This is a genomic window from Protaetiibacter larvae (genome assembly GCF_008365275.1).
Taxonomy (GTDB): Bacteria; Actinomycetota; Actinomycetes; order Actinomycetales; family Microbacteriaceae; genus Homoserinibacter; species Homoserinibacter larvae.
In genome coordinates this window covers 873,647-889,736 of record NZ_CP043504.1, presented here as the reverse complement: position 1 = coordinate 889,736, position 16,090 = coordinate 873,647, and the positions used below count along the sequence as shown (strand labels likewise).

General features: G+C 68.9%; 27 protein-coding genes. All 27 read right to left on the bottom strand.

Translation table 11 applies throughout. From position 1 onward, the window contains the following. The gene (gene rpsI / locus FLP23_RS04145) at positions 1-489 is read right to left on the bottom strand and encodes a 30S ribosomal protein S9 (RefSeq protein ID WP_149324697.1); all 489 of its coding nucleotides are present in this window, start codon (positions 487-489) and stop codon (positions 1-3) included. Positions 490-518: 29 nt separating this feature from the next. Then, on the bottom strand, positions 519-965 hold the full coding sequence (gene rplM / locus FLP23_RS04140; protein WP_149324696.1) for a 50S ribosomal protein L13: 447 nt from the start codon (positions 963-965) through the stop codon (positions 519-521). Positions 966-1,097: 132 nt separating this feature from the next. Next, positions 1,098-2,006 carry a tRNA pseudouridine synthase A gene (locus FLP23_RS04135; protein WP_246140054.1) on the bottom strand — a complete coding sequence of 303 codons (909 nt, stop codon included), beginning with the start codon at positions 2,004-2,006 and terminating at the stop codon, positions 1,098-1,100. 188 nt (positions 2,007-2,194) lie between these two features. Continuing rightward, positions 2,195-2,770 carry a 50S ribosomal protein L17 gene (gene rplQ / locus FLP23_RS04130; RefSeq protein WP_149324695.1) on the bottom strand — a complete coding sequence of 192 codons (576 nt, stop codon included), beginning with the start codon at positions 2,768-2,770 and terminating at the stop codon, positions 2,195-2,197. A 42-nt stretch (positions 2,771-2,812) separates the two neighbouring features. Further along, complete coding sequence (locus FLP23_RS04125; protein WP_149324694.1) at positions 2,813-3,805, bottom strand: DNA-directed RNA polymerase subunit alpha; 993 nt, start codon at positions 3,803-3,805, stop codon at positions 2,813-2,815. A 143-nt stretch (positions 3,806-3,948) separates the two neighbouring features. Then, positions 3,949-4,347 carry a 30S ribosomal protein S11 gene (gene rpsK, locus FLP23_RS04120; RefSeq protein WP_149324693.1) on the bottom strand — a complete coding sequence of 133 codons (399 nt, stop codon included), beginning with the start codon at positions 4,345-4,347 and terminating at the stop codon, positions 3,949-3,951. Further along, positions 4,347-4,727 carry a 30S ribosomal protein S13 gene (gene rpsM / locus FLP23_RS04115; protein WP_149324692.1) on the bottom strand — a complete coding sequence of 127 codons (381 nt, stop codon included), beginning with the start codon at positions 4,725-4,727 and terminating at the stop codon, positions 4,347-4,349. Before rpsM ends, rpsK begins: the two co-directional genes overlap by 1 nt. A 212-nt stretch (positions 4,728-4,939) precedes the next feature. Next, the gene (gene rpmJ / locus FLP23_RS04110) at positions 4,940-5,056 is read right to left on the bottom strand and encodes a 50S ribosomal protein L36 (protein ID WP_055821300.1); all 117 of its coding nucleotides are present in this window, start codon (positions 5,054-5,056) and stop codon (positions 4,940-4,942) included. A 54-nt stretch (positions 5,057-5,110) separates the two neighbouring features. After that, positions 5,111-5,332, bottom strand: coding sequence for a translation initiation factor IF-1 (gene infA, locus FLP23_RS04105; RefSeq protein WP_100365313.1), 222 nt, complete (start codon positions 5,330-5,332; stop codon positions 5,111-5,113). 105 nt (positions 5,333-5,437) lie between these two features. Continuing rightward, entirely contained in the window at positions 5,438-7,108 is a 1,671-nt protein-coding gene (gene ptsP / locus FLP23_RS04100) for a phosphoenolpyruvate--protein phosphotransferase (RefSeq protein ID WP_149326180.1), read from the bottom strand. A 29-nt stretch (positions 7,109-7,137) separates the two neighbouring features. Then, positions 7,138-7,731 carry an adenylate kinase gene (locus FLP23_RS04095; protein WP_149326179.1) on the bottom strand — a complete coding sequence of 198 codons (594 nt, stop codon included), beginning with the start codon at positions 7,729-7,731 and terminating at the stop codon, positions 7,138-7,140. Between the two features lie 2 nt (positions 7,732-7,733). Beyond that, positions 7,734-9,062: a preprotein translocase subunit SecY gene (gene secY, locus FLP23_RS04090; RefSeq protein WP_149324691.1), complete on the bottom strand. Its 1,329-nt coding sequence runs from the start codon at positions 9,060-9,062 to the stop codon at positions 7,734-7,736. Positions 9,063-9,150: 88 nt separating this feature from the next. Further along, complete coding sequence (gene rplO / locus FLP23_RS04085) at positions 9,151-9,942, bottom strand: 50S ribosomal protein L15 (protein ID WP_149324690.1); 792 nt, start codon at positions 9,940-9,942, stop codon at positions 9,151-9,153. Beyond that, positions 9,942-10,127 (bottom strand): 50S ribosomal protein L30, encoded by a 186-nt coding sequence (gene rpmD, locus FLP23_RS04080; protein ID WP_120761896.1) that lies wholly within the window; start codon positions 10,125-10,127, stop codon positions 9,942-9,944. The genes rplO and rpmD overlap by 1 nt, the downstream gene beginning before the upstream one ends. Continuing rightward, positions 10,127-10,837, bottom strand: a complete 711-nt coding sequence (gene rpsE, locus FLP23_RS04075) for a 30S ribosomal protein S5 (protein WP_149324689.1) — start codon at positions 10,835-10,837, stop codon at positions 10,127-10,129. The genes rpmD and rpsE overlap by 1 nt, the downstream gene beginning before the upstream one ends. Continuing rightward, complete coding sequence (gene rplR / locus FLP23_RS04070) at positions 10,834-11,193, bottom strand: 50S ribosomal protein L18 (protein WP_149324688.1); 360 nt, start codon at positions 11,191-11,193, stop codon at positions 10,834-10,836. Before rplR ends, rpsE begins: the two co-directional genes overlap by 4 nt. A gap of 2 nt (positions 11,194-11,195) precedes the next feature. Beyond that, positions 11,196-11,732, bottom strand: a complete 537-nt coding sequence (gene rplF / locus FLP23_RS04065) for a 50S ribosomal protein L6 (RefSeq protein WP_149324687.1) — start codon at positions 11,730-11,732, stop codon at positions 11,196-11,198. A 6-nt stretch (positions 11,733-11,738) separates the two neighbouring features. Next, on the bottom strand, positions 11,739-12,137 hold the full coding sequence (gene rpsH / locus FLP23_RS04060; protein WP_149324686.1) for a 30S ribosomal protein S8: 399 nt from the start codon (positions 12,135-12,137) through the stop codon (positions 11,739-11,741). Between the two features lie 117 nt (positions 12,138-12,254). Next, entirely contained in the window at positions 12,255-12,827 is a 573-nt protein-coding gene (rplE, locus tag FLP23_RS04055) for a 50S ribosomal protein L5 (protein ID WP_149324685.1), read from the bottom strand. Then, positions 12,828-13,187, bottom strand: coding sequence for a 50S ribosomal protein L24 (gene rplX, locus FLP23_RS04050; protein ID WP_149324684.1), 360 nt, complete (start codon positions 13,185-13,187; stop codon positions 12,828-12,830). 2 nt (positions 13,188-13,189) lie between these two features. Further along, positions 13,190-13,558 carry a 50S ribosomal protein L14 gene (rplN, locus tag FLP23_RS04045; RefSeq protein WP_149324683.1) on the bottom strand — a complete coding sequence of 123 codons (369 nt, stop codon included), beginning with the start codon at positions 13,556-13,558 and terminating at the stop codon, positions 13,190-13,192. Between the two features lie 3 nt (positions 13,559-13,561). After that, the gene (gene rpsQ / locus FLP23_RS12555) at positions 13,562-13,891 is read right to left on the bottom strand and encodes a 30S ribosomal protein S17 (protein WP_168200373.1); all 330 of its coding nucleotides are present in this window, start codon (positions 13,889-13,891) and stop codon (positions 13,562-13,564) included. After that, positions 13,891-14,214 carry a 50S ribosomal protein L29 gene (gene rpmC, locus FLP23_RS12550; protein ID WP_149324682.1) on the bottom strand — a complete coding sequence of 108 codons (324 nt, stop codon included), beginning with the start codon at positions 14,212-14,214 and terminating at the stop codon, positions 13,891-13,893. The genes rpsQ and rpmC overlap by 1 nt, the downstream gene beginning before the upstream one ends. Further along, positions 14,214-14,633 carry a 50S ribosomal protein L16 gene (gene rplP, locus FLP23_RS04030; RefSeq protein WP_149324681.1) on the bottom strand — a complete coding sequence of 140 codons (420 nt, stop codon included), beginning with the start codon at positions 14,631-14,633 and terminating at the stop codon, positions 14,214-14,216. Before rplP ends, rpmC begins: the two co-directional genes overlap by 1 nt. Before the next feature lie 2 nt (positions 14,634-14,635). Continuing rightward, complete coding sequence (rpsC, locus tag FLP23_RS04025) at positions 14,636-15,382, bottom strand: 30S ribosomal protein S3 (protein ID WP_149324680.1); 747 nt, start codon at positions 15,380-15,382, stop codon at positions 14,636-14,638. Continuing rightward, positions 15,382-15,783 carry a 50S ribosomal protein L22 gene (gene rplV, locus FLP23_RS04020; RefSeq protein WP_149324679.1) on the bottom strand — a complete coding sequence of 134 codons (402 nt, stop codon included), beginning with the start codon at positions 15,781-15,783 and terminating at the stop codon, positions 15,382-15,384. Before rplV ends, rpsC begins: the two co-directional genes overlap by 1 nt. A gap of 24 nt (positions 15,784-15,807) precedes the next feature. Then, a complete protein-coding gene (gene rpsS, locus FLP23_RS04015; protein WP_120761907.1) occupies positions 15,808-16,089 on the bottom strand; it encodes a 30S ribosomal protein S19 in 282 nt (93 codons plus the stop codon). Position 16,090: the final 1 nt, after the last annotated feature.

Sequence of the window (16,090 nt, the reverse complement as noted above, 5' to 3'; positions counted from 1 at the left end):
CTAGCGCTTCGAGAACTGCGAGGCCTTGCGGGCCTTCTTGAGACCGGCCTTCTTGCGCTCGATAACGCGGGCGTCGCGCGAGAGGAAGCCCGCCTTCTTGAGGGCGGGGCGGTTGTTCTCGCGGTCGATCTCGTTGAGCGCACGGGCGATCGCGAGGCGCAGCGCCCCGGCCTGACCCGAGGGGCCACCGCCGGTGATCTTCGCGATCACGTCGTACGAGCCGATCAGGTCGAGCACCTTGAACGGGTCGTTGATGAGCTGCTGGTGCAGCTTGTTCGGGAAGTAGTCCTCGAGGGTGCGGCCGTTCACGGTGAACGAGGTGCCGCCCGGGACCAGGCGCACACGCGCGATGGCCTCCTTGCGGCGGCCCACGGCAGCGCCGGGCACATTGAGGACGGCACGCGGGGCGCGGGGCGCCTCGTCAGCCGGGGTCTCGGTCGAGAAGGAGGTGAGAACCTCGTCCGACACGGTGTCTTCGATCTTCGCCATCAGTGATGTCCTTGGAAGTCTCTCGGCGCTTACTGCGCGACCTGGGTGAGGGTGTACTGCTTCGGCTGCTGCGCGGCGTGCGGGTGCTCGGCGCCGGCGTACACCTTGAGCTTCTTGATCTGGGCGCGACCCAGCGAGTTCTTCGGCAGCATGCCGCGGATGGCCTTCTCGACCGCGCGGGTGGGGTGCTTCTCGAGCAGCTCGGTGTAGCTGGTGGCCGAGAGGCCGCCCGGGTAGCCCGAGTGGCGGTAGGCCTTCTTCTGCTCGAGCTTCGCACCGGTGAGCGCGACCTTCTCGGCGTTCACGATGATGACGAAGTCGCCGCCGTCGACGTGCGGGGCGAAGGTGGGCTTGTGCTTGCCGCGCAGGATGGCGGCGGCGTGGGAGGCGAGACGGCCGAGGACGACGTCGGTGGCGTCGATGACGATCCACTCGCGCTTGATGTCCGCCGGCTTGGGGCTGAACGTACGCGTCACGGAAGGACTGCTTTCTTGTCGAGGTGTTCGTGAATCCCGCTCCGGTGCGCGTTCCGCATCCCAGGGATCCGGAACCCGACGATGGAGGGCTCAACTGGTCGTCGGCGCGGACACGCAGACAACCTGTACAGACTAGTCGACGGGGTCGGGGTGGGTCAAACCGTCGGGAGAGGTGCGCCGGGCGCGGGTCCGCTCGGCGCGGGCGGCGAGCTCGTCGTCCGGCGGATAGCCGACCTCGACGAGGGTGAGGCCGCGCGCGGGCATCACGATGAACTCGCTCGTGCGCCGCCGCTCGTCGCGGATGCCGGCCGCGCGCTCGGAGGACAGCCGGCCCTCCCCCGCGGCGACGCACGCGCCCACGAGCGCCCGCACCATGCTGTGACAGAAGGCGTCGGCGCGCACCCGCGCCACGAGCACGCCGTCGGCCGCGCGCTCCCAGGAGAACTCCTGCAGGGTGCGGATGGTGGTGGCGCCTTCGCGCGGACGGCAGTACGCCGCGAAGTCGTGCAGCCCGAGCAGGCCGCCTGCGGCCGCGTCCATCGCGGCGACGTCGAGGTCGGACGGATGCCAGAGGGTGTAGGCGCGGGCCCGCGGGTCGCGCAGCGCCCCGGCGTCCGCGATGCGGTACTCGTAGCGCCGCCAGACGGCCGAGAAGCGGGCGTCGAAGCCGGGGGGTGCTTCACGGGCGGCGAGCACCTGCACGTCGGCCGCCTGCCCGACGATGCCGTTGAGCCGACGGGCGAGCGAATCCGCCCCCGCCGCTCCCGCCCCGCGCCCCCGCGGACGCCGGTCCAGTTGTGCCAGCTGAGCCGGGGCCAGATCGAGGTGCGCGACCTGCCCGATGGCGTGCACCCCCACATCCGTGCGGCCCGCCACGGTGACCCGTGGAGGCTCACCGCTGCGCGCGAAGAGGGTGACGAGGGCGTCCTCCAGCACCCCCTGGACGGTGCGCAGGCCGGGCTGCCTGGCCCAACCGGTGAAGTCGGTGCCGTCGTATGCCAGGTCGAGCCGGATGCGCACGGCGGCCTGGTCGGTGGTCACGAGCCGAGTTTAGGCGGCTCCGCCCCGCCCCCATCTCCGTCCGTTCATGGCGCGGCTGGAGCCGTGACACGTGGGCGGGGGAAACGCCTCCCGCCACGAGGTCGCGGCTCCAGCCGCGCCATGAACGGCAGAACGCGAGAGGCCCCGCTCGGGTGAGCGGGGCCTCTCGGCGGGACGGATGCGGGGAGCTACTTCTCCTCGGACTCCGCGGCGTCGGCGTCGGCGTCGGCGTCGGCCTCGGCGGCGGGTGCCTCATCGGCGGCAGCCTCCTCGACGACCTCGGTCTCCTCGACCGGAGCCTCCTCGGCCTCCTCCACCGGAGCCTCCTCGGCGACCGGCTTCTCGGCGGCCTTCGGGGTCTCGGTGCGGGCGGCCGACTTCTTCGACGACGCCGGCTTCTTCACGACCGGCTCGAGGACGAGCTCGATCACGGCGAGGGGCGCGTTGTCGCCCTTGCGGAAACCGATCTTCGTGATGCGGGTGTAGCCGCCCTCACGCTCGGCGACGAGGGGCGCGATCTCGGTGAAGAGCTCGTGCACCACGGTCTTGTCGTGGATGACGGACAGCACGCGACGGCGGGCGTGCAGGTCGCCGCGCTTCGCGAAGGTGATGAGCCGCTCGGCCAGCGGGCGCAGGCGCTTGGCCTTGGTCTCGGTGGTCGTGATGCTCTTGTGGGTGAAGAGGGCCGCGGCGAGGTTCGCGAGCAGCAGGCGCTCGTGCGCCGGACCGCCGCCGAGACGGGGACCCTTGGTGGGCTGAGGCATGATCAGTCGTTCTCCAGAATTCGTGTCAGATCAGGGCGGGACTCAGACGGTCTCGTCGTCGTCGTAGCCGCCGTAGAAGTGGGCGCCGTCGAATCCGGGCACGCTGTCCTTGAGGGAGAGACCGAGCTCGACGAGCTTCTCCTTGACCTCGTCGACCGACTTCTGCCCGAAGTTGCGGATGTTCATGAGCTGCGTCTCCGAGAGGGCGACGAGCTCGCTGACGGTGTTGATGCCCTCGCGCTTGAGGCAGTTGTAGCTGCGCACCGAGAGGTCGAGGTCCTCGATGGGCATCGACAGCTCGCTCGACAGCACCGCGTCGACCGGGGCGGGCCCGATCTCGATGCCCTCGGCGGCGGTGTTCAGCTCGCGGGCGAGGCCGAACAGCTCGACGAGGGTGCGCCCGGCGGAGGCGATGGCGTCGCGCGGCGAGATCGCCGGCTTCGTCTCGACATCCACCACGAGGCGGTCGAAGTCGGTGCGCTCACCGGCACGGGTCGCCTCGACGCGGTAGGTCACCTTGAGCACGGGCGAGTAGATCGAGTCGACCGGGATCTGGCCGGCCTCGCTGAACTCGCTGCGGTTCTGGGTCGACGACACGTAGCCGCGACCGCGCTCGATGGTGAGCTCGAGGTCGAACTTCGCCTTGTCGTTGAGGGTCGCGATGACGAGCTCGGGGTTGTGGATCTCGACTCCGGCCGGGGCCGAGATGTCGGCGGCCGTGACCTCACCGGCGCCCTGCTTGCGCAGGTAGGCGGTGATGGGCTCGTCGTGCTCGCTCGAGACGACCAGCTGCTTGATGTTGAGGACGATCTCGACGACGTCCTCCTTGACACCGGGGATGGTGTCGAACTCGTGCTGGATGCCGTCGAGGCGGATGCTCGTGACGGCCGCGCCCGGGATGGACGACAGCAGGGTGCGGCGCAGCGAGTTGCCGAGCGTGTAGCCGAAGCCGGGCTCGAGGGGCTCGATGACGAACGCGGAGCGGAACTCCGAGATGCTCTCTTCCGAGAGCGTGGGACGCTGTGCGATGAGCACGTGGTTTCCTTTCGGCGAGGGCGTCCGCCATATGACGCCCACGACAGTTGCGGCGGGTGGCTGGGCCGCCGTGTTGTGAAGTTATGAAGACGCTGAGGCGCTCGGATGACCGGCCGCCGGGGCGCGGTCATCCGAGCGACGCGTTACACGCGGCGACGCTTGGGCGGGCGGCAGCCGTTGTGCGCCTGCGGCGTCACATCGTTGATGGTGCCCACCTCGAGGCCCGCGGCCTGGAGCGAACGGATCGCGGTCTCGCGGCCCGAACCCGGACCCTTGACGAAGACGTCGACCTTCTTCATGCCGTGCTCCTGCGCCTGGCGCGCGGCCGACTCGGCGGCGAGCTGCGCGGCGTAGGGGGTCGACTTGCGCGAACCCTTGAAGCCGACGCCACCGGACGAGGCCCAGCTGATGACGGCACCCGAGGGGTCGGTGATCGAGACGATGGTGTTGTTGAACGTCGACTTGATGTGAGCCTGACCCACGGCGATGTTCTTCTTCTCCTTGCGACGCGGCTTGCGCGCGGCGGCCTTCGGAGCAGCCATTACTTCTTACCTGCCTTCTTCTTGCCGGCCACGGTGCGCTTCGGGCCCTTGCGAGTGCGTGCGTTGGTCTTGGTGCGCTGACCGCGGACGGGCAGGCCACGGCGGTGGCGAAGGCCCTCGTACGAGCCGATCTCGACCTTGCGGCGGATGTCGGCCTGCACCTCGCGGCGGAGGTCGCCCTCGACCTTGAAGTTGCCTTCGATGTAGTCGCGAAGGGCGACGAGCTGGTCGTCGGTCAGATCCTTCACGCGGATGTCACCGGAGATCCCGGTTTCCTTGAGGGTCGTGAGCGCACGGGTGCGGCCCACGCCGTAGATGTACGTCAGAGCGACTTCCACGCGCTTGTCGCGCGGGATGTCGACGCCGGCGAGACGTGCCATGTCGGCTTCTCCTTATGGAGTCGTTCGGAGGTGTGGAGCGCCGCCGGTGCCCGGGCCTCCGACCCGGGGTGTCCCCTCCGTGTGCGGGAGGTTCTGGCGGTGCAAGTTAGCTATTGAGTTGTGAAGTCTGGGGATCTCGTGACGCGTCGCTTCGCGGCGCTCCTCGATCTTGAACCTTCGGTCGAAACCGCTTCGCGGTGTCGACCTTCGGTTCAACCCTGACGCTGCTTGTGACGCGGGTTCGACTTGCAGATGACCATCACGCGGCCGTTGCGGCGGATGACCTTGCAGTGGTCGCAGATGGGCTTGACGCTCGGGTTGACCTTCATGTTTCCTTCTCGCTGTCTTCGTACCTGCCGGGGCAGGCCGTTACTTTCCGAGCCTTACTTGTAGCGGTAGACGATGCGGCCGCGGGTCAGGTCGTAGGGGCTCAGCTCCACGATCACGCGATCCTCGGGGAGGATCCGGATGTAGTGCTGACGCATCTTGCCCGAAATGTGGGCGAGAACCTTGTGCCCGTTGCTCAGCTCGACGCGGAACATCGCGTTCGGCAGAGCCTCGAGGACGGATCCCTCGATCTCGATGACGCCGTCTTTCTTGGCCATACCCTCGTAATCGCTATCGGTAATGCTCGGTCATGCGGGTGAGTGATTCGGTGCTCACGCCGAAAGGCGGAATGCCCGTCGGGCACAAAGCACCAAAGATCGAGCTTAGCCGATAAATCGCGCTCGCGCCACCGCGCTCGCGGCGCGCCTCGCCTCGTCGGCCTCCTCGGCCGCGAGTGCGGCCGCCGCGATGGACTCGGCCTGCTCGCGCGTGCAGCGGGCGAGGGCCGCGCGCACCCCCGCGAGGGCCGCGGGCGCCATCGAGAGGCTCGTGATCCCGAGGCCCGCGAACACGATCGCGAGCAGAGGATCGGCGGCGGCCTCGCCGCACACCCCCACCTGGGTGCCCTGCGCGATCCCCGCCGCGCCCACCTCGGCGACGAGCCGGAGCACCGCCGGATGCCAGGGGTCCTGCAGCGCGCTCAGGCCGCCGAGCGAGCGGTCGGCGGCGAGCGTGTATTGGGTGAGGTCGTTGGTGCCGATCGAGGCGAAGTCGACGTGCCGCAGCATCCGGTCCGCGATGAGGGCGGCCGACGGCACCTCGATGACGACACCGGCGTTCGGGATGCCGGCGTCATGGGCGGCCTGCACGACGAAGCGCGCCTCCTCGACCGTGGTCACCATGGGCGCCATGACCCAGAGCTCGGCGGCCGAGCCGGCTCCCGCGGCGGCGAGCGCGGCCAGCTGGTCGCGGAGCACCCCCTCCTCCGCGCGCAACGCGCGCAGGCCCCGCCGCCCGAGGGCCGGGTTGAGCTCCTCGCCTGCGGGGAGGAAGGCGAGGGGCTTGTCGGCGCCGGCATCGAGCAGGCGCACGACGACCGGCATCCCGGGGAAGGCGTCGAGCACCGCGCGGTAGCTCGCGAGCTGCGCGTCGACGGTCGGCGGTTCGGCGGCATCCAGGAAGAGGAACTCGGTGCGCAGCAGCCCGACCCCCTCGGCGCCCAGCCGGGCCGCGTCACCGACCTCCGACGGCGATCCGATGTTCGCGAGCAGGGCGATCCGGGTGCCGTCGGCGAGCGCGCCGGGCGCAGCCGGTGTCGCGAGGGCCGAGGCCTGGACGGCGAGTCGCAGCTCGGCCTCCGCGCGCTCCGCGGGGTCGGGGTCGGCGACGACGCGCCCGTGGAGGGCATCGACGAGCAGCTCGGTCCCGTCGGCGACGGCGGCGACCCCCGTCGCCCCCACGACGGCGACGATGCCGCGCTGCCGCGCGAGGATCGCCGAATGCGAGGTCGGGCCGCCCTCGCTCGTCACGAACGCGAGCACGCGGTCGAGATCGAGCACCGCGGTGTCGGCGGGTGCGAGGTCGCGGGCGACGAGCACGTAGGGGACGCCGGGGTCGACGATCGCCTCGCTCGGAAGGCCCTGCAGCGCCCCGACCGCGCGGTCCGCGAGGTCGCGCAGATCCGTCGCCCGCTCGGCGACGTAGCCGCCCGCCGCGACGAGCAGCTCGGCGAAGGCTCCGAACGCGCCCGCGATGGCCGCCTCGGCCGTCACGCCGTCGTCGAGCCGCAGCTGGATCGCATCCCGCAGGGCGGGGTCTTCGACCATGAGCGCCTGCGCCTCGAGCACCCCGCGCACCACTCGGTCCGCGTGCACGGCACGGCGGCGCAGCAGCGCGGCGACCGAGCCGAGGGCCACGACGACGCGCTCCGCCTCCGCCTCCGCACCGAGCGTGCTCAGGGTGTCGGTCGGGGTCGGCGCAGCGGACTGCTCGAGTCGCACGACCGGGCCGATCGCGATGCCCGCTCCGATGCCGGCCCCGCGCCACTCACCGATGCCGGACACCGCGGGGATCCGTCAGCAGCTCAGGCGGACTGCTCGGGAAGCTGCAGTCCGTTGGCGTCGAACGCCGCCCAGATGCGCTCGGTGACCTCGTCGACGGTGCCGAGACCGTCGACCTCGACCAGCAGCCCCTGCTCGCGGAACATCTCCAGCACGGGGGCCGTCTCGCGACGGTAGACCTCCTGGCGGTGGCGGATCGCCTCCTCGGAGTCGTCCGCACGCCCCTGCTCGAGAGCGCGCTTGCGCAGCCGCCGCACGATCTCGTCCTGGTCGGCCACGAGCCGCAGCACCGCGTCGAGCTTGTGCCCGTGGGCCGAGAGCAGCTCGTCGAGGTAGCGCACCTGCTCGGGGGTACGGGGGTAGCCGTCGAGCAGGAACCCGCCGCGCGCGTCGGCCTCCGACAGGCGGTCCGACACGAGCTCATTGGTGAGCGAATCGGGAACGTAGTCGCCCGAGTCGACGATCGCCTTCACGCGCTTGCCGAGCTCGGTCTCGTTCGCGATGTTGGCCCGGAAGATGTCGCCCGTCGAGATCGTCGGGATGCCGAAGCGCTCCGCGATCCGCGTCGCCTGGGTGCCCTTCCCCGCCCCGGGGGGGCCCACGATCAGGAGCCGCAGGCTCACCGCAGCAGGCCCTCGTAGTGGCGCTGCTGCAGCTGCGAGTCGATCTGCTTCACCGTCTCGAGACCGACGCCCACCATGATCAGGATCGAGGTGCCGCCGAACGGGAAGTTCGAGTTGGCCCCCACCGCGGCGAGCGCGATGAGCGGGATGAGGGCGACGAGACCGAGGTAGATCGAGCCGGGCAGCGTCACGCGCGTGAGCACGTAGTCGAGGTATTCGGCGGTCGGACGACCCGCGCGGATGCCGGGGATGAAGCCGCCGTACTTCTTCATGTTGTCGGCGACCTCATCCGGGTTGAAGGTGATCGCGACGTAGAAGTAGGTGAAGCCCACGATGAGCAGGAAGTACAGCGCCATGTAGAGCGGGTGGTCGCCGCGCGTGAGGTAGACGGAGATCCACTGCACCCACGGCTGCGCGGTCTCGCCCGCCTTCGGCTGGTTGAACTGCGCGATGAGCGCGGGCAGGTACAGCAGCGAGGAGGCGAAGATGACCGGCACGACGCCCGCCATGTTGACCTTGATCGGGATGTAGGTGTTGTTGCCGCCGTAGGTGCGGCGACCCACCATCCGCTTGGCGTACTGCACCGGGATCCGACGCTGCGACTGCTCGACGAAGATGACGGCGAACATGATGAGCACGCCGATCGCGAGCACGAGCAGCAGCGTCTCGATGTTGCGCTGCTGCGCGATCGAGACGAGCGAGTTCGGGAAGGAGGCCACGATCGAGGTGAAGATCAGCAGCGACATGCCGTTGCCGATGCCGCGCTCGGTGATGAGCTCGCCCATCCACATGATCACGCCGGTGCCGGCCGTCATGGTGATGACCATGAGCAGGATGCCGTACCAGGTGTCTCCGCCCGGCACGATGAGCTGCGAGCACTCGGCGCCGCCCGTGGTGCCGAAGAGGGCGCCCGAGCGCGCGACCGTGATGAGCGTGGTCGACTGGAGCACGCCGAGGGCGATCGTCAGGTACCGGGTGTACTGCGTGAGCTTGGCCTGGCCCGCCTGGCCCTCCTTGTAGAGGGTGTCGAAGTGGGGGATGACCACGCGCAGCAGCTGCACGATGATCGACGCGGTGATGTACGGCATGATGCCGAGCGCGAAGATCGACAGCTGCAGCAGCGCGCCGCCGCTGAAGAGGTTGACGAGGTCGTACAGACCCGAGGCGCCAGCGTTGCCCGCGAGACACTGCTGGACGTTGCCGAAGTCCACGAACGGCGCGGGAACGAAGGACCCGAGCCGGAACAGGGCGATGATGCCCAGCGTGAATGCGATCTTGCGGCGGAGGTCCGGCGTGCGGAAGATCCGCGCGACGGCACTGAACACGACGCCTCCCGTTGAGATTTCTTGGAGCTGCCGTACGCGAGTGCGTACGGCGAGGAGGTGGCCCCTCGCGGGGCCACCTGCCCGATGGCTACTTGACGGAGCCGCCGGCGGCGACGATCTTCTGCTCCGCAGAGCTCGAGACCTTGTCGACCGCAACGTTCAGCTTAACCGCAATCTCGCCGGTGCCGAGCACCTTGACCTTCTCGTTCTTGCGCACGGCACCCTTGGCGACCAGGTCGCCGATGGTGACGTCGCCGCCCGAGGGGTAGAGCTCGGCCAGGCGGTCCAGGTTCACGACCTGGTACTCGACCCGGAACGGGTTCTTGAAGCCGCGGAGCTTCGGGGCGCGCATGACCGAGTTGAGGTTGCCGCCCTCGAGGCCGACGCGCACCTGGTAGCGGGCCTTGGTGCCCTTGGTGCCGCGACCGGCGGTCTTGCCCTTCGAGCCCTCACCGCGTCCGACGCGGGTCTTGGCCTTCTTGGCGCCCTCGGCGGGGCGGAGGTGGTGAGCCTTCAGCACCTGCGGGCGCGACGCGACATCCGAGGACTTCGCGGCGGGCTTCTTGGCGGCGGGCTTGGCCGCGACGACCTCGTCGGCCTTCGCAGCGGCGGCAGCCGTCGGAGCAGCAGCAGCCTTCGGGGCAGCAGCAGCCTTCGGGGCAGCAGCAGCCTTCGGGGCAGCCGCCTTGGCGGGCGCCTTCTTCTCAGCAGCGGGCTTCTCGGCGGCAGCCTTCGGAGCGGCAGCCTTCGGGGCGGCGGCCTTCGCCGGCGCCTTCTTCTCAGCGGCGGGCTTCTCGGCAGCAGCCTTCGGGGCAGCAGCCTTCGGAGCGGCGGCCTTCGCGGCCGTGGCCTTCTCGGCCGGCTTCTTCTCGTCAGCCATTAGTCAATCTCCTCGACCTTCACGAGATGCGCGACCGCACGCACGTACCCGCGGTTGGCCGGGGTGTCCTCGCGCACGACGACGTCGCCGATGCGCTTGAGGCCCAGGCTGCGCAGGGTGTCGCGCTGGTTCTGCTTCTCGCTGATAACGGACTTGATCTGGGTCACCTTGAGTCGAGCGGACATCAGGCACCAACCTTCGCGGTAGCGGCCGCACGAGCGTCGGCGTCGGCGCGGATGAGGCGCTCGGGCGCGACGTCCTCGAACTCGAGGCCGCGGCGGGCGGCGACGGCACGGGGCTCCTCGAGCTGCTTGAGGGCCTCGACGGTCGCGTGGACGATGTTGATCGTGTTCGACGACCCGAGGGACTTCGACAGCACGTCGTGGATGCCGGCGCACTCGAGCACGGCGCGGACGGGACCACCGGCGATGACACCGGTACCGGCGGCGGCGGGGCGCAGCAGCACCACACCGGCGGCGGCCTCACCCTGGACGGGGTGGGGGATCGTCGCACCGACGCGCGGGACGCGGAAGAAGTTCTTCTTCGCCTCCTCGACGCCCTTCGAGATCGCGAGCGGCACCTCGCGGGCCTTGCCGTAGCCGACGCCCACGAGGCCGTTGCCGTCGCCCACGACGACGAGCGCCGTGAAGCTGAAGCGGCGGCCGCCCTTGACGACCTTCGACACGCGGTTGATGGTCACGACGCGCTCGAGGAACTGGCTCTCGGCGCGGTCACGCGAACCGCGGTCGTTGCGGGGGTTGCGCTCGCGGCTGCCACGACGGGCCTCGCGGGGCTCCTGGCCCTGCTCGGTGCCCGCGGCGGTCTCCACGACCTGACCCTCGGTGATCTCTTCGGACGTCACGTCCTGCTCCTTGTTCTGGATCTCGTCGCTCACAGCTCGAGCCCTCCCTCACGGGCGCCCTCGGCGATGGCCGCGACGCGTCCGGCGTACTTGTTGCCTCCGCGGTCGAACACGACCGCCTCGACGCCGGCCTTCTTGGCACGCTCGGCGACGAGCTCGCCGACCTTGCGGGCCTTGGCGGTCTTGTCACCGTCGAAGGTGCGCAGGTCCGCCTCGAGCGTCGAGGCCGACGCGACGGTGAAGCCCTTGCTGTCGTCGACGACCTGCACGAACACGTGGCGGGCCGAACGGGTGACGACGAGACGCGGGCGCTCCTCGGTACCGACGATGCGCTTGCGCAGACGCGTGTGACGACGGTCGCGCTGAGCCGACTTGCTGATGCCAGCCATGATCACTTACCACTCTTTCCGGCCTTGCGGCGCACGACCTCACCGAGGTACCGCACACCCTTGCCCTTGTAGGGCTCGGGCTTGCGGAGCTTGCGGATGTTGGCGGCGACCTCGCCCACGGCCTGCTTGTCGATGCCGCGGACGTGAAGCTTGTTGTTGCCCTCGACCTCGAAGGTGATGCCTGCGGGCGGGTCGACGGTGATGGGGTGCGAGTAGCCGAGCGCGAACTCGACCGAGCTGCCCTTGGCGGCGACACGGTAACCGGTGCCGACCACCTCGAGGCTCTTCGCGTAGCCATCGGTCACACCGATGATCTGGTTCGCGATGAGCGTGCGGGTGAGGCCGTGCAGCGAACGCGACTCGCGCTCGTCGTCCGGACGCGTCACGAGCAGCTGGCCGTCCTCGAGCTTGACCTCGATGGGGGTCTTCACGGTGAGCGCGAGCTCGCCCTTCGGGCCCTTGACGGTGACGTCCTGGCCGTCGATCGTCACGGTGACGCCGGCGGGAACATCGATGGGGAGTCTTCCGATACGGGACATCTCAGCTCACCACACGTAGGCGAGGACTTCCCCGCCGACGCCCTTCTTGCTCGCCTCGCGGTCGGTCAGCAGACCGGAGGAGGTGGACAGGATGGCGACGCCGAGACCGCCGAGGACGCGGGGGATCTCGGTGGACTTCGCGTAGACGCGCAGACCCGGCTTCGAGACACGCTTGATGCCGGCGATCGACCGCTCGCGGTTCGGGCCGTACTTGAGGTCGATCGTCAGGGTCTGGCCGACACGCGCCTCCTCGACCTTCCAGCTCGAGATGTAGCCCTCGCGCTGGAGGATCTCGGCGATGTGGGTCTTGAGCTTGCTGCTCGGGAGCGAGACCGTGTCGTGGTACGCACGGTTCGCGTTGCGCAGTCTGGTCAGCAGGTCTGCGACCGGATCTGTCATCGTCATTTCGTTGGTTTCCTTATTCCTTGTGGTTTCGGGCCCGGTTCACCGGGGACCGACCTTCTTGGGTACCCGCGGGTCTCGATACACCGCCTGCGGCGGCACTCGACCAGCGGGGGTTTCTTACTCGGCCTTGAAGGGGAAGCCGAGCGCACGGAGCAGAGCCCGGCCCTCGTCGTCCGTCTTGGCGGTGGTCACGACCGTGATGTCGAAGCCGCGGACGCGGTCGATCTGGTCCTGGTTGATCTCGTGGAAGATCGACTGCTCGGCGACACCGAAGGTGTAGTTGCCGTTGCCGTCGAACTGCTTCGCGCTCAGGCCGCGGAAGTCGCGGATGCGCGGGAGCGCGAGCGACAGCAGGCGGTCGAGGAACTCCCAGGCGCGGTCGCCGCGCAGCGTCACGTGGGCGCCGATCGGCATGCCCTCGCGCAGCTTGAACTGCGCGATGGACTTGCGGGCCTTGGTCACCTGCGGCTTCTGGCCGGTGATGAGGGTGAGGTCCTTGATCGCGCCGTCGATCACCTTGGAGTCGCGGGCGGCCTCGCCGACACCGGTGTTGACGACGACCTTGACGAGGCCGGGCACCTGGTGCGGGTTGGTGTAGCCGAACTCCGCGGTGAGCGTCTTGACGATCTCCTCGCGGTACTTCGACTTCAGTCGGGGCTGGATTTTGCCAGCCACATCCGTCTCGGCCATTTAGATCTTCTCTCCGGACTTCTTCGCGTAGCGCACGCGAACGGTCTTCTTCACGCCGTCCTTCTCGACGGTCTCCTCACGGAAACCCACGCGGGTCGGCTTCTTGGTCTTCGGGTCGACGAGCGCCACGTTCGAGATGTGGATCGGCGCCTCGTGGGTCTCGATGCCACCGGTCTTCGTGCCGCGCTGGGTCTGGCCGACGCGCACGTGCTTGGTGACGAAGTTGATGCCCTCGACGATCACGCGGTTCTTCTCGACCTGGACCTCGATGACGCGCCCCTGCTTGCCCCGGTCGCCGCCGCGGTCCTGCGAGGGACCGCTGATGACCTGGACGAGGTCGCCCTTCTTGATCTTTGCCATGACTAAATGACCTCCGGGGCCAGCGAGATGATCTTCATGAACTTCTTGTCGCGAAGCTCACGGCCGACCGGCCCGAAGATGCGGGTACCGCGGGGGTCCCCGTCGTTCTTCAGGATCACGGCGGCGTTCTCGTCGAACTTGATGTACGAACCGTCGGCGCGGCGCGTCTTCTTGACGGTGCGGACGACGACCGCCTTGACGACGTCGCCCTTCTTGACGTTGCCGCCCGGGATCGCGTCCTTGACCGTGGCGACGATGACGTCGCCCAGGCCGGCGTAGCGACGGCCGGAGCCGCCGAGCACGCGGATCGTGAGCAGCTCCTTGGCGCCGGTGTTGTCGGCGACCTTGAGGCGGGATTCCTGCTGGATCATGGGTTACTTCGCCTTCTCCACGATCTCGACGAGACGCCAGCGCTTCGAAGCCGAGAGCGGGCGGGTCTCCGAGATGACGACGAGGTCGCCGATGCCGGCGGTGTTCTGCTCGTCGTGGGCCTTGATCTTCGAGCTGCGGCGGATGACCTTGCCGTACAGCGGGTGCTTCACGCGGTCCTCGACCTCGACGACGATGGTCTTGTCCATCTTGTCGCTCGTCACGTAGCCGCGGCGCACCTTGCGGTAGCCGCGCGCGTTCGCGTCGCGCACGTCGTGAGCGGCGTGCTCGTGGCCAGCCACGACCGACTCCTCGGTCTTCTTAGCCTGTGCCATTACTTGCTCGCCTCCTCGGCGGTCTCAGCCTCGGCCTCGGCGGCCTCGGACTTCTTGGGGGACTTCTTCGCCGCCTTGACCGGCACCTCGATCGGGGCCGGGGTGGCCCGGATCCCGAGCTCGCGCTCACGGATGACGGTGTAGATGCGGGCGATGTCGCGCTTCACGGCGCGCAGGCGGCCGTGGCTCTCGAGCTGACCGGTGGCCGACTGGAAGCGCAGGTTGAACAGCTCCTCCTTGGCCTTCTTCAGCTCGTCGACGAGACGGTCGTCCTCGAAGGTGTCGAGCTCGATGGGGGTGAGCTCCTTGGATCCGACGGCCATTATGCGTCGCCCTCCTCGCGCTTGATGATGCGTGCCTTGAGCGGCAGCTTGTGGATGGCCCGGGTGAGCGCGCCGCGGGCGAGCTCCTCGCTGACGCCGGAGACCTCGAAGAGGACCCGACCGGGCTTGACGTTGGCGACCCACCACTCGGGGCTTCCCTTACCGGAACCCATGCGGGTCTCGGCGGGCTTCTTGGTGAGCGGACGGTCCGGGTAGATGTTGATCCACACCTTGCCGCCACGCTTGATGTGACGGGTCATGGCGATACGAGCGGACTCGATCTGACGGTTGGTCACGTAGGCGGGAGTGAGGGCCTGGATGCCGAACTCGCCGAAGGTGACCTTCGTGCCGCCGGTGGCCTGCCCGGAGCGACCCGGGTGGTGCTGCTTGCGGTGCTTGACCTTACGGGGGATGAGCATGGTTACGCCTCGACTCCTGCTGCGGCCTCGGCCCGGGGGCCGCGGCGTGCGCCGTCACGACGCTCGGGACGGACCGACTTCTGTGCGGCCTGCTCGCGAGCGAGTTCCTTGTTGGTGATGTCGCCCTTGTAGATCCAGACCTTCACGCCGATGCGGCCGAAGGTGGTCTTGGCCTCGTAGAAGCCGTAGTCGATGTTCGCGCGGAGGGTGTGCAGCGGCACGCGACCCTCGCGGTAGAACTCCGAGCGGCTCATCTCCGCGCCTCCCAGGCGGCCCGAGACCTGGATCCGGACGCCCTTGGCGCCGGCGCGCTGGGCACCCTGGAGGCCCTTGCGCATGGCGCGACGGAACGCGACACGGGCGGACAGCTGCTCCGCGATGCCCTGAGCGACGAGCTGGGCCTCGGCCTCGGGGTTCTTGACCTCGAGGATGTTCAGCTGGATCTGCTTGCCGGTGAGCTTCTCGAGGTCGGCGCGGATGCGCTCGGCCTCGGCGCCGCGGCGGCCGATCACGATACCCGGGCGGGCCGTGTGGATGTCCACGCGGACGCGGTCACGGGTGCGCTCGATCTCGATCTTGGCGACGCCGGCGCGGTCGAGGTTCTTCGTCAGGAGGTTGCGGATCTTGACGTCCTCGGCCACGAAGTCGGCGTAGCGCTGACCGGGCTTCGTCGAGTCGGAGAACCACCGCGACGTGTGGTCGGTGGTGATGCCCAGACGGAAGCCGTAGGGGTTGACCTTCTGGCCCATTACTTACCTGCCTTCTTCGCCGGAGCGGCCTTGGCCGCGACCGTGAGCTCGTCCGGCGTGGCCAGCACGACGGTGATGTGGCTCGTGCGCTTGTTGATGCGGAACGCGCGGCCCTGCGCTCGCGGCTGGAACCGCTTGAGCGTGGTGCCCTCGTCGACGAAGGCGCGGGCGACCACGAGGTCGGCCTCGTCGAGGTAGCTGTTCGTCGCATCCGCCTTCACGCGGGCGTTCGCGATCGCGGACGCCACGAGCTTGTAGACGGGCTCGCTGGCACCCTGCGGGGCGAACTTCAGGATGGCGAGCGCCTCCTGAGCCTGCTTGCCACGGATGAGGTCCACGACGCGACGGGCCTTCTGAGGCGTCACGCGGATGTGTCGCACGCGGGCGATCGACTCCACCATTTCTCTTCCTCCTCAGTCACCGCGTCAGCGGCGACGACCCTTCTTGTCGTCCTTCTCGTGTCCACGGAAGGTGCGGGTCGGCGCGAACTCGCCGAGCTTGTGACCCACCATGGTCTCGGTCACGAAGACCGGGATGTGCTTGCGTCCGTCGTGGACGGCGATCGTGTGGCCGAGCATGGCCGGGACGATCATGGAGCGGCGCGACCAGGTCTTGATCACGTTCTTCGAGCCCGCCTCGTTCTGAGTCTGAACCTTGCGGAACAGGTGCTCGTCGACGAAGGGCCCCTTCTTGAGACTGCGCGGCATC

What these genes read in the sequence shown, in the direction of transcription:
- infA (WP_100365313.1), bottom strand. Translation starts at nt 5,332, where the DNA reads ATGGCCAAGAAAGACGGCGTCATCGAGATCGAGGGATCCGTCCTCGAG.
- rplE (WP_149324685.1), bottom strand. Translation starts at nt 12,827, where the DNA reads ATGGCCGAGACGGATGTGGCTGGCAAAATCCAGCCCCGACTGAAGTCG.
- rplF (WP_149324687.1), bottom strand. Translation starts at nt 11,732, where the DNA reads ATGTCCCGTATCGGAAGACTCCCCATCGATGTTCCCGCCGGCGTCACC.
- rplO (WP_149324690.1), bottom strand. Translation starts at nt 9,942, where the DNA reads ATGGCTGACGAGAAGAAGCCGGCCGAGAAGGCCACGGCCGCGAAGGCC.
- rpmC (WP_149324682.1), bottom strand. Translation starts at nt 14,214, where the DNA reads ATGGCCGTCGGATCCAAGGAGCTCACCCCCATCGAGCTCGACACCTTC.
- rplR (WP_149324688.1), bottom strand. Translation starts at nt 11,193, where the DNA reads ATGGCTGGCATCAGCAAGTCGGCTCAGCGCGACCGTCGTCACACGCGT.
- rpsH (WP_149324686.1), bottom strand. Translation starts at nt 12,137, where the DNA reads ATGACGATGACAGATCCGGTCGCAGACCTGCTGACCAGACTGCGCAAC.
- rpsC (WP_149324680.1), bottom strand. Translation starts at nt 15,382, where the DNA reads ATGGGCCAGAAGGTCAACCCCTACGGCTTCCGTCTGGGCATCACCACC.
- rpsI (WP_149324697.1), bottom strand. Translation starts at nt 489, where the DNA reads ATGGCGAAGATCGAAGACACCGTGTCGGACGAGGTTCTCACCTCCTTC.
- rpsQ (WP_168200373.1), bottom strand. Translation starts at nt 13,891, where the DNA reads ATGGCACAGGCTAAGAAGACCGAGGAGTCGGTCGTGGCTGGCCACGAG.
- rpmJ (WP_055821300.1), bottom strand. Translation starts at nt 5,056, where the DNA reads ATGAAGGTCAACCCGAGCGTCAAGCCCATCTGCGACCACTGCAAGGTC.
- rpmD (WP_120761896.1), bottom strand. Translation starts at nt 10,127, where the DNA reads ATGTCCGCTCGACTCAAGGTGACCCAGATCAAGTCCGTTATCAGCGAG.
- rplQ (WP_149324695.1), bottom strand. Translation starts at nt 2,770, where the DNA reads ATGCCTCAGCCCACCAAGGGTCCCCGTCTCGGCGGCGGTCCGGCGCAC.
- rplV (WP_149324679.1), bottom strand. Translation starts at nt 15,783, where the DNA reads ATGGTGGAGTCGATCGCCCGCGTGCGACACATCCGCGTGACGCCTCAG.
- rpsK (WP_149324693.1), bottom strand. Translation starts at nt 4,347, where the DNA reads ATGGCTGCTCCGAAGGCCGCCGCGCGCAAGCCGCGTCGCAAGGAGAAG.
- rplP (WP_149324681.1), bottom strand. Translation starts at nt 14,633, where the DNA reads ATGCTCATCCCCCGTAAGGTCAAGCACCGCAAGCAGCACCACCCGGGT.
- rplX (WP_149324684.1), bottom strand. Translation starts at nt 13,187, where the DNA reads ATGGCAAAGATCAAGAAGGGCGACCTCGTCCAGGTCATCAGCGGTCCC.
- rpsM (WP_149324692.1), bottom strand. Translation starts at nt 4,727, where the DNA reads ATGGCACGTCTCGCCGGCGTCGACATCCCGCGCGACAAGCGCGTGGAA.
- rpsS (WP_120761907.1), bottom strand. Translation starts at nt 16,089, where the DNA reads ATGCCGCGCAGTCTCAAGAAGGGGCCCTTCGTCGACGAGCACCTGTTC.
- rplN (WP_149324683.1), bottom strand. Translation starts at nt 13,558, where the DNA reads ATGATCCAGCAGGAATCCCGCCTCAAGGTCGCCGACAACACCGGCGCC.